The 8,710-nt window shown below is 66.5% G+C and carries 7 protein-coding genes and 1 pseudogene; 5 read left to right on the forward strand and 3 right to left on the reverse strand.

The window, feature by feature from the left end:
* Positions 1-402 (forward strand): site-specific integrase, encoded by a 402-nt coding sequence (locus MCRY_RS18500; protein WP_139834117.1) that lies wholly within the window; start codon positions 1-3, stop codon positions 400-402.
* A 122-nt stretch (positions 403-524) separates the two neighbouring features.
* On the opposite strand, the gene MCRY_RS18505 is transcribed toward MCRY_RS18500, so the two are convergent.
* From MCRY_RS18505 to MCRY_RS18515, 3 genes are all read right to left on the reverse strand, one after another.
* Positions 525-2,936 (reverse strand): AAA family ATPase, encoded by a 2,412-nt coding sequence (locus MCRY_RS18505; protein WP_085632636.1) that lies wholly within the window; start codon positions 2,934-2,936, stop codon positions 525-527.
* A gap of 91 nt (positions 2,937-3,027) precedes the next feature.
* The gene (locus tag MCRY_RS18510) at positions 3,028-3,603 is read right to left on the reverse strand and encodes a PDDEXK-like family protein (RefSeq protein WP_139834118.1); all 576 of its coding nucleotides are present in this window, start codon (positions 3,601-3,603) and stop codon (positions 3,028-3,030) included.
* 66 nt (positions 3,604-3,669) lie between these two features.
* Complete coding sequence (locus tag MCRY_RS18515; RefSeq protein WP_085632640.1) at positions 3,670-4,701, reverse strand: hypothetical protein; 1,032 nt, start codon at positions 4,699-4,701, stop codon at positions 3,670-3,672.
* A 447-nt stretch (positions 4,702-5,148) separates the two neighbouring features.
* On the opposite strand from MCRY_RS18515, the gene MCRY_RS18520 reads away from it, so the two are divergent.
* From MCRY_RS18520 to MCRY_RS18530, 4 genes and pseudogenes are all read left to right on the forward strand, one after another.
* Complete coding sequence (locus MCRY_RS18520; protein WP_085632642.1) at positions 5,149-6,903, forward strand: DUF927 domain-containing protein; 1,755 nt, start codon at positions 5,149-5,151, stop codon at positions 6,901-6,903.
* Between the two features lie 157 nt (positions 6,904-7,060).
* Positions 7,061-7,192: a hypothetical protein gene (locus MCRY_RS23540; protein ID WP_280523440.1), complete on the forward strand. Its 132-nt coding sequence runs from the start codon at positions 7,061-7,063 to the stop codon at positions 7,190-7,192.
* 50 nt (positions 7,193-7,242) lie between these two features.
* Positions 7,243-8,076, forward strand: a pseudogene (locus MCRY_RS18525) (IS5 family transposase); the annotation flags it as partial.
* A gap of 187 nt (positions 8,077-8,263) precedes the next feature.
* The coding region (locus tag MCRY_RS18530; RefSeq protein ID WP_176234523.1) for an acetamidase/formamidase family protein at positions 8,264-8,710 on the forward strand (447 nt) is incomplete at its 3' end.

Below are 8,710 nucleotides of genomic sequence, written 5' to 3' on the forward strand. Positions count from 1 at the left end.
GTGGAACATGCCGCGCGCATGCGGGCACAGGGCGAAACGTTTCTGTTCCCAGATGTTATCCCGAAGCCACGGACGGGCAGCGCACGCAGCCTCAGCCCTGATCCCGCTGAGGGCGTGGAAAAATTTGGCGAAAGCATCGACGACATGTGGCGGAAGGCGCTGAAGATCGCGCTGAATGGGAATCCAAGAGAGCTCTGCATGCATAGCTTGCGACACTATGTTAATGACACCCTGTTGCACGATCCCGATGTGCTCGACGTGACCAGATACGACATCACCGGACATGCTTTCCGGCGGCAGGATCAAAGGCCCCACAGCCAGATAAATGAACAAACGTATCGTGACGATGTCAGCGTACGCATCAAAGCAGATGCGATCGAACGGTTACCCAGACTGTTCTGATAACAGAAACGAACCTTAGTTGAGGCGAGAGCAAATCGTCTGTTCGGGCGGATTTGTTATTCGGAGAATAACTACTGCCGCCCGCCTGCATGTGGATCACAGGCGGGCGGATCCGGACCGGATCAGGCGGCGCGATCGAGGGGCCGGTAAGGCGCGGACCAGTCCGCCTCCCGAACAACCGTCCTTTCCTCGTCGGTTTCCAGCCGGTTCGCCACTGCGGGCATCTCCCCCGTCACATCTCCGGGCTTCCGGGGCGCCCTCTCCGGCCTGACCTCTGACATGAGCTCCTCGAGCGCAGTACCCTGCAGCAGGCCCTTGTCGCAGAGCGCGGTGGCGATGGCTTCGAGGACCGGCCTCTGGGCCTGCAGGATCCTCAGCGCCCGCTCTTCAGCGCGGCGGAGGTGGTCCTCGACGCGGGCCGCGAGCGGCGGGTCGAGGCGCAGGCGGGCGACGATGGTCTCGGGGTCACCCAGCCAACTGAGACGATCGCCGAGACCCCAAGCGGCCTCGAGCGCGACGGCCATGTTCGTTGCGCGGGCGAGATCGGAGTCCGCGGCGCCTCCCGCCCCCGCAGAGGCCTCTCCGAAGACGACGCGTTCCGCCGCGCGACCGGCCATGTCGACGGCGAGCGCCGCTTCGAGCTCGGCGCGGCGCTGGTGGATCACGCGCCGTTCCGCATGGGTGACGCCGCCATCACCCTGAAGCGCCAGCACGCGGGGCGTCGCGACACCGGTGGCGGCACCGACCAACGCGTGACCGGCCTCGTGCACGGCCACCTGCCAGCGGACGGCCTCCGGCATGCGGGGCCTGATCTCCGCGAGGGCGGCGGAGAGATCCTCCACGCTGAGCGGACGCCGGGCGCGCCGGGCCTTTGCCCGGGCTGCGCGGACAAGGCCGGCGACATCGGCGCCGCTCATGCCCACGGCCTGCGCCGCGACGGCGGTCAAGTCCGCATCGCGCAGGTCGGGCCAGGCCTGCCAGCGCAGCGCTTGCGGCATCAGCTCGACCGTAGGGTGGCGCAGATGGAGGATGCGGTCAAAGCGGCCGGGGCGGCGCAAGGCGGGGTCTACCCTTTCGACGTGGTTGGTCGCGGCCATGGCCACGACCCCCTCCTGAGCCGCATAACCGTCGAGGCACTCCAGCAAACTTCCGACGACATATTCCGTCCAGCTGGCATTATGGTCGCGGCGGTTCCTGTCCCCGAACACGTCGATCTCGTCGATGAAGATGATGCACGGCCCCTCGCTGGCGGCCTGCGCGAAATCCGCCTTCATCGCCCGGAGCAGGTCGGAGGACCGCTCCCCCCGCGCCTGCCACGTGGCGAGCGACGCAGCGATCATGCCGATCCCCGCCTCGCGGGCGACCTGGCGGGCCGTTTCGGTCTTGCCTGTGCCAGGAGGGCCGGCGAGAAGGAGGCCGCGGCTGACGTCGCGCCAGGGGATCTCGCCCGCTTTCCAGGCGCGCAGATCCTCGACGAGCTGCTCCAGCGGTACGCGGACATCGTCAAGCAGCGGGAATGCGGCCAGGCCCGGCCCAGTCTGGGTCTCTTCGGGGGCCAGCGCGGCGGCCAGCGTGGCGACGGCGCGGTCGGGGTCGGGCCAGCGCAGGGCGAGGAGCAGATCACCGTGGGTGAGCCGCGCGACCGGTGCGTCGGTGGGCAGTGCGCTGAGCGCGGTGCCGGGGTTCTCTGCCTCCGGATAGGCATCGACGAGAAGCTGGGTCAGCATACCGCGGTCGAGGGGCGCAAGCGCGATCGTCTCCGGCTGAAGCACCTTGAGCGCCTTCGGCGCGGTGCCAGCCGCAGGGGCGATGACGACCGCCGGGCGGCGCGTGTCGAGCGCCAGACGCAGAGAGCCGCAGAGCGCGCTGACAGCCGGTTCAGCCGCGTTCAGCTTGCTCGACGCGGCCTTCTCGGCGGTCAGGACCACGGGAACCGGTGCGCCCTTCGGCCAGAGCGCGTGGGGCCGGGCGACATGCTCGATCAGCTGGATGAGATGCGCATCGAGCGCGGGGTCGGCGGTGGTGATCAGGGTCACAGCACCCGGCGCAACGAGGGCCCGGACCATCGCGTCGGCGGAGCCGAAGGTCGCGGCCAGCCGCACCGCGGCCAGTGCGGCCTCAGGACGAAGGCGGTAGCGCTTGCGCGGTGCCGTGGCGCCCTCCGAGACGGGGGGCAGCGCGTCGGCGAATGCTCCCATAGACCCATCGGCCTCGGCCTCGATCCGGTCGAGAATACCGTCGAGATCCCAGCTATCATTGGGAGAACTCGACCGGGCCGCGTCCGCCCGAGGGATGGTGCGCCCGGCGTCCGCTTCGGCCTTCTCTTCGCCGCCGGCCTCGGCGGTAGTCGCGACGGGGGCCTCCGCGTCGTCATCCTCGGTGGGGCCGGAAGCGGTGTAGGCGGTGACGGCCCAACTGGCGGCCCGGGAGAGGAGGCAGTGCCGAAGCTTGGCAGCGAGGATGGCCCAGTCCGGGCTGTCGGCGACGGGCGGGGCAGCGGGCGGGGTCGAGAAGGAGGTCGTGGGCTGCGTCATGGGAGAACTCCGGAGCAAAGGGGGGGGGCGTCGGCCCGCCGCCAAGGGGTGGGCCGAAGAAGGATCTGCGGGTGGGAAAGTGACCCGTCGGTCAGGCGGCGAGGTCGAGGCAGTCTGGCCCGTCTGCGCGGCCGGGGATTGCGTGGGCGTGGCCGAGGCGCATGAGGGCCACGTCCAGAGACGCGCGAGGATGGCGGCGAAGCTCAGGGATCTCGCTCGCGTAGATCGTATGGCGCGTCTGCCAGTCGGCGGTGAAGCGCACGGCCATGTCCGGCAGTGCGACCATCGCCAGAATGTCGAAATCCGCCGCGGAATAGGGTCCGCGCCCGGTTGCTCCCCTCTCGGACCGCTGCTTCAGGTTGAAGACATAGTCGCCGCTGCTATTCGTCGTATGGCGCGTCTTGACCTGAATGCGGACGGGCGAACCGTTGGGTAGCATGAGAACACGGTCGTGGCGTTCATGCTCGGGCGCGGGAAAGATGCGTTCGCCGAGACGCATGAACAGGGCATCGACGAGCATCTCGGCGGCGGCCCCCAACCACTTCGCATAGCGACACAGGTCTGCGGTGGGCATTTCCGGGTAGGCCGCCAGCGCCTCACGGGCGTTCCGGGTCTCGGCGGGACGGGTCGGCAAAGTGATGCCGGGCAGGAAGGGTTGTTGGGGCATGCGCGCCTCCATCGTTCGGGCAGAGGGAAAGGGGGCCTCGGGCCCCCTTGCGAGGTCCGGTGCGGCTCAGGCCGCGAGCCCGGGTGCGTCGTCCGTGCCGTCATCGTCTGGCCCAGCTCCCCTTCCTCCGTAGTCCGCCATCGACATGAGCTGCGCGACACCGCCGAAGAAGCGGTCCTGCAACGCGCGCACCCGGCGAATCGCAGGCGCATCCCCCCGGACGAGCAGCAGATCGGCACTCCCGGCCATCACCGCGTGCATATGCTGGCGGTCGCCATCATCCTCCACCGAGAGGAGCGCCAGGAGGGCCTTCGCCAGCAAGCGCAGGGGCCTGTCGAGGTCGCGCTGTTCCGGCAGCGCGGTGACCTCTGCGAGCCGGGCGAGAAGATCTTCGCGGGCTGCCTCTGCCGCAGCCAGGTCCGCGGCGACCTCCGGGGCGAACACGTTGTCGCCCACAACGTCGCGCTGGATCCGCCGCTCCGCGGCGACACAGGCGTCGAGATCGCGCAAAAGAGCGCTGAACGCGGCGCTCACCTCGGTATGGGCGACCGGGACCGCATGATCCTCCCCGTTCGCCGCCGGGCCTGCTCCCATCAGAAGCTGCGGGCCCGCCGTCGGCGGGCTGTCCTGCGGACCCTCCGGCTGGTCGATGTAGGACCCCAGCGCGTCCAGCGCCGCATCGAGGACTTCATTGCAGAACCGGTGGCCCTTCAGACCGGTGGGCACGCTCCAGGCCCAGCGGGCCACCTGGAGACTGGCGCGGGTGCGGTCCACCTCGATCGGGTCATCGGAGCGGATGACGGTCGCGATCAGCATCGCGACCCGCTGCAGACCGGCGGTCTGCAGCGTGACGAGGGGCTCGGCGCACAGCGCCTCGCAGTGCGCGAGGACGCGAGCCCGGGCCTCGTCGACGGCGGCCCGATAGGCGGAGAAGGCCGGGTCGAAGCCGGTCTCGTCGCCAAGGTCGCGCTCGGCGGCGGTCAGATCGACCAGCGCGCGGGTCATCGCGCGACTGCGGATGAGCTGGCTGATGATCGAGTTGGAGGAAAGCGCGGAATTGAATCCGCCCGCGCTGCGGGTTACGTAGTTCTTAGCCATGACGAGTCTCCCAAAAGACACGTTGTGGTCAGGGCGGGGGCAGAGGGTAGGATCTCTGGTCTCGCCCGCTCATCGGGCGCCCGGTGACCATGTGATAAAGTTGGAGTCCTGTGTTCCAGATGTCAAGCATAGTTGAAAAAAAGATTTTCACCATGTATTTGCGTACCTAACTGTTTATGAACAATATTACGTCGGACAGTAAATTGGATAGACCGACGGACAGTGTGAGTTGGTAAACCGGGAGGCTTCTCGGAGTGGCGCGAGAGATGTCCCGCGCAACGCGCTCGGCGCGACTGGCGCGGGGCTCGGTCAAGGCCTGCAGTTGAAAAGTCATATCCATTGGATGGGCGGACGCAGTTGTTATATATGTGAAAATCGTCGGATCGCTTGAGCCCTACCTGTTCACCTGGATGGGTATGGCGGTCGACGCCAGCCAAGGAGACGCGCATGCCGGACAACACCACAAAACATGAGGGACCCGCTGCGGATCAGGTCACGCCTGAAGATGCGCCGCAGGCGCAGGCCGATCCGCTGCTGGAACAGGTCCGCACCCGCCTGCCGGAAGACTACGAGCTGATCGGCCCCTTGATCCACCAGATCCGATCGGCTGGTCGCACGAAACCGCTCTGTGGCCCGGTGCTGGTGCGCTCGCAGGCCCGTGGGGCCGACGGAACCGGCTGGAGTCTGGACGTGATCTTCCAGACTTTCGACGGGGGCTGGCAGAACGCGGTGTTACCGATGCGGGATCTGCTGAAAGCGCCGGCGCGGGTGGTGGCAGGGCTTGTTGATCGCGGTTTTGATCTCCGGGGCAAGCCCGGCGAGGTCTGCGATCTGCTGCGGGCGATGGAGGTCGACCGCGTCAGTCTGGCGGTTGGGGTTACCGGCTGGGTCGGGACAGGCTTCGAGCGCTTCATCCTCCCTTCGGGTGAAATCGTCACCGGGTCAGAAAACTCCGATGCGGCGGGCGTCCTCTTCACAGGTGCCCCCCGGGTCACGTCACGGCCGATGGCCAAGGCGGACCGTGCTTTGTCAGCCGCACAGTGGGTCGAGGGGGTCATCGGGCGGAAGCCAGATAATGCAGTGATGCTGGGTCTCTGCGCCGCGATCGCGCCGGTGCTTATGCCAGTCAGGGCGGAAGAATCGTGGTCCTTTCTGCTGCATCTGCACGGCAATGACGGGGCCGGCCGGTTGAGCCGCGCGGTGGCCGCGAGCGTCTGGGGACAGCCGACCGAGCTACACCTGACTTGGTCCGAGCCGCAGTCGCGCCTCCTTGCGGCGATCCGTGGGGCCCGGGACGGTCTGGTGCTGATCTCGGGCTATGAGCCGCGTCATCATCGCAAAATCCCGGCGATCGCCGAAGCTCTGGCCGGGATTGACGCCGCCGGTCCCGGCCGGGTCGTCGTGCTGTCGACGGGCATGGTTCCGCTGCTTGGCGGCGACGGAAAGGCCCTGCCGGGGCAGGATCTGCGCAACATCATCGATATCGATTGCCGTTCCTGGGAGGTCGATGACCCCGAGCGGGTCCTGGCGGTCGCAGCGCAGCATGCGGGTAGCGTCGGCCCGGAAGTCCTGCGCGCGAGCATCGACTGGGGGTTGGCGACGCACGCACATTCTTCCTACCTGGGCATCAAAACAGAGGAGATCAAAAAGACCATCACAGGACGAGAAGATCTACCCCTTGACGCCGAAACCGACCGCGTCGCCCTTGCCTGTGGAGCCATGTATGGAGCGGGGCATCTGGCCACCTTGCGCATGTCGCGTGCACTGGCTGGGCGGGAGCATCTGCTCCAGAAAAGGCTCAAGATTTTCTGCGTAAACCTCCTCGAAAGCTGGGTCGCCAAGCATCGCGGTCTGCTGTCGGCGCAGGATCGCGCCCTTCTCAGCCGCGCCGCGACCGCCATTCGTGACCTCCTGCGAGACGAGGCGCTGGTGTCGCTGGATGCCCCGGAGGGGACCGTGCCACTCAGCGACATCGGCTGGTTCGACGACAGCTTCGTTTACCTCACAAGTCCCACCGTCGCAGGTATCGCGCGAGAGGCAGAGGCTGACCTTGGGCGCCTCTTCGATCTATTGCAGGTGCAGGATCTGCTCAAGCCCGGCGGCGAAAGGGGGTATCAGTACAAGCTGCCCAGCCGCGTCCCCGGCAGACCACGCGCCTACCGCATCTCAAGGGATGTTTTAAGGTTCGCAGCTGCCGGCTAGTGGCGAGCGCTTCAGGAAGGTCGTGGCGAACGTTATGGGCGGACTCCGGTCATTCGCTTCTTACGTGTTCCATCCCGGATGATCACATAGCCCCTCGTCGGTCAGCGCTTTTCGTGGCACGCTGGGTTATGACGGAGGCGCGGGACGGGAGAGCGACATGCTGATCAAGCTTCATAGCCAAGCCACGACGACGCCGAAGGTCAGAGCGGCTCTGTTGCAGAAATCGGCTGATGGTCAAGCTACCCCTTTCCCCGGACACACTTATGGGCATCTCGAAAAATTGCAGTGACTACGCTGCCTTCGTAGGATGAGGGGGCGTTCGGCTGCTGGAGGATGACGATGGCGCAGATGGGGCTCTTTGATCTTTCAGACCGCTACGCGAGCCTTGATTCCAAGCGGGACCCCTTGGTTGAGATTGACGCCATCGTGCCTTGGGAGGAGTTTCGTCCGACGCTTGAGCGGGTCTGGCGGAAGCCTGAGGCGGAGCGGAAGTCGCGGGCCGGGCGCAAGCCGATGGACGCGGTGGTGATGTTCAAGACGCTGGTGCTGGGCGCGCTCTACAATCTGTCCGATGACCAGATCGAGTATCAGGTGCGCGACCGGCTGTCCTTCATGCGATTTCTTGGTCTGGGTCTCGAAGACCGGGTGCCCGACGCCAAGACCGTCTGGCTCTACCGCGAGGGGCTGGCGCAGGCGGGTGTGGTCGATGCGCTATTCAAGCAATTCGACGGCTATCTGGCGCGACAGGGCTACATAGCGCGCGGCGGGCAGATCCTGGACGCCTCCATCGTGCCGGTGCCGCGCAATCACAATACGCGTGAGGAAAACAAGGCGATCAAGAACGGCGAGATGCCGGAGGGCTGGGCCGACAAGCCTGCCAAGCGGTCGCAGAAGGACACGGATGCTCGTTGGACCAAGAAACACGGGAAATCCTACTACGGCTACAAGAACCATGTGAACGTGGACCGCAAGCACAAGCTGGTCCGCCGCTATCACGTCAGCGACGCGGCCCTGCACGATAGCCAGGCGGTGGATCACCTGCTCATGCAAGGCAACACCGGCTCGGACGTCTGGGCCGATCCGGCCTATCGGTCCGAAGAGATGGAGGCCAAGCTGCGCGCCCGGGGCCTGAAGAGCCGCATCCATCGCAAGGGCAAGCGGGGCAAGCCGCTGGGGGCCTAGCCTCGCCGATTCGCCTCGGTGAATCCGGGTCTGGGCTGGAAGGAGGCTGGGTAGCCGCGTCCTGGGAGGACCCGAACCTACTGTTCAGCGGGTCGCGACGATCAGGTTCGGACTTGCAGGCCTCTGATCTCACGCTAATTTTTTCGCATCCGTGAAGAACAACACAAGGGAGATCCTCATGCCCGACGGCAGCACACCCACGTCACGCCGAAGCGTCGTCGTTTCGGAATTCACGAACTCGGTCCTCGACCCGCAAGCCCCCATGCTTGGCCCGATCGAGAACGGCGGCACGATCATCGCCAACACGGCGCCGGGCTGCTGGGGTCCGATGATCACCCCGCGTCTACGCGGTGGGCATGAGGTGACGACGCCCGTCTTCGTGCAGGGCGCCGAGGTGGGCGACGCCGTGGCCATCCGCATCCGGGACATCACCGTGACCTCGATCGCCACCGCGTCCGGGCATGACAGCTCGCCCGAAGGCTTCTGCCTTGGCGACCCCTATGTCGCCGCGCGCTGCCCGGTCTGCGACACCGTCTGGCCGGAGACTCATATCGAGGGGATCGGCCAGGATGCCGTGAAATGCGACGCCTGCGGCAACGCGGTGAAGCCTTTCGAGATCGTGCAC

The sequence above is a fragment of the Marivita cryptomonadis genome, from assembly GCF_002115725.1.
GTDB lineage: Bacteria > Pseudomonadota > Alphaproteobacteria > Rhodobacterales > Rhodobacteraceae > Marivita > Marivita cryptomonadis.

Excerpts from the sequence above, each read along its gene's own strand:
- MCRY_RS18505 (WP_085632636.1), bottom strand. The coding sequence starts at position 2,936 with ATGACGCAGCCCACGACCTCCTTCTCGACCCCGCCCGCTGCCCCGCCC.
- MCRY_RS18510 (WP_139834118.1), bottom strand. The coding sequence starts at position 3,603 with ATGCCCCAACAACCCTTCCTGCCCGGCATCACTTTGCCGACCCGTCCC.
- MCRY_RS18515 (WP_085632640.1), bottom strand. The coding sequence starts at position 4,701 with ATGGCTAAGAACTACGTAACCCGCAGCGCGGGCGGATTCAATTCCGCG.
- MCRY_RS18520 (WP_085632642.1), top strand. The coding sequence starts at position 5,149 with ATGCCGGACAACACCACAAAACATGAGGGACCCGCTGCGGATCAGGTC.
- MCRY_RS23540 (WP_280523440.1), top strand. The coding sequence starts at position 7,061 with ATGCTGATCAAGCTTCATAGCCAAGCCACGACGACGCCGAAGGTCAGA.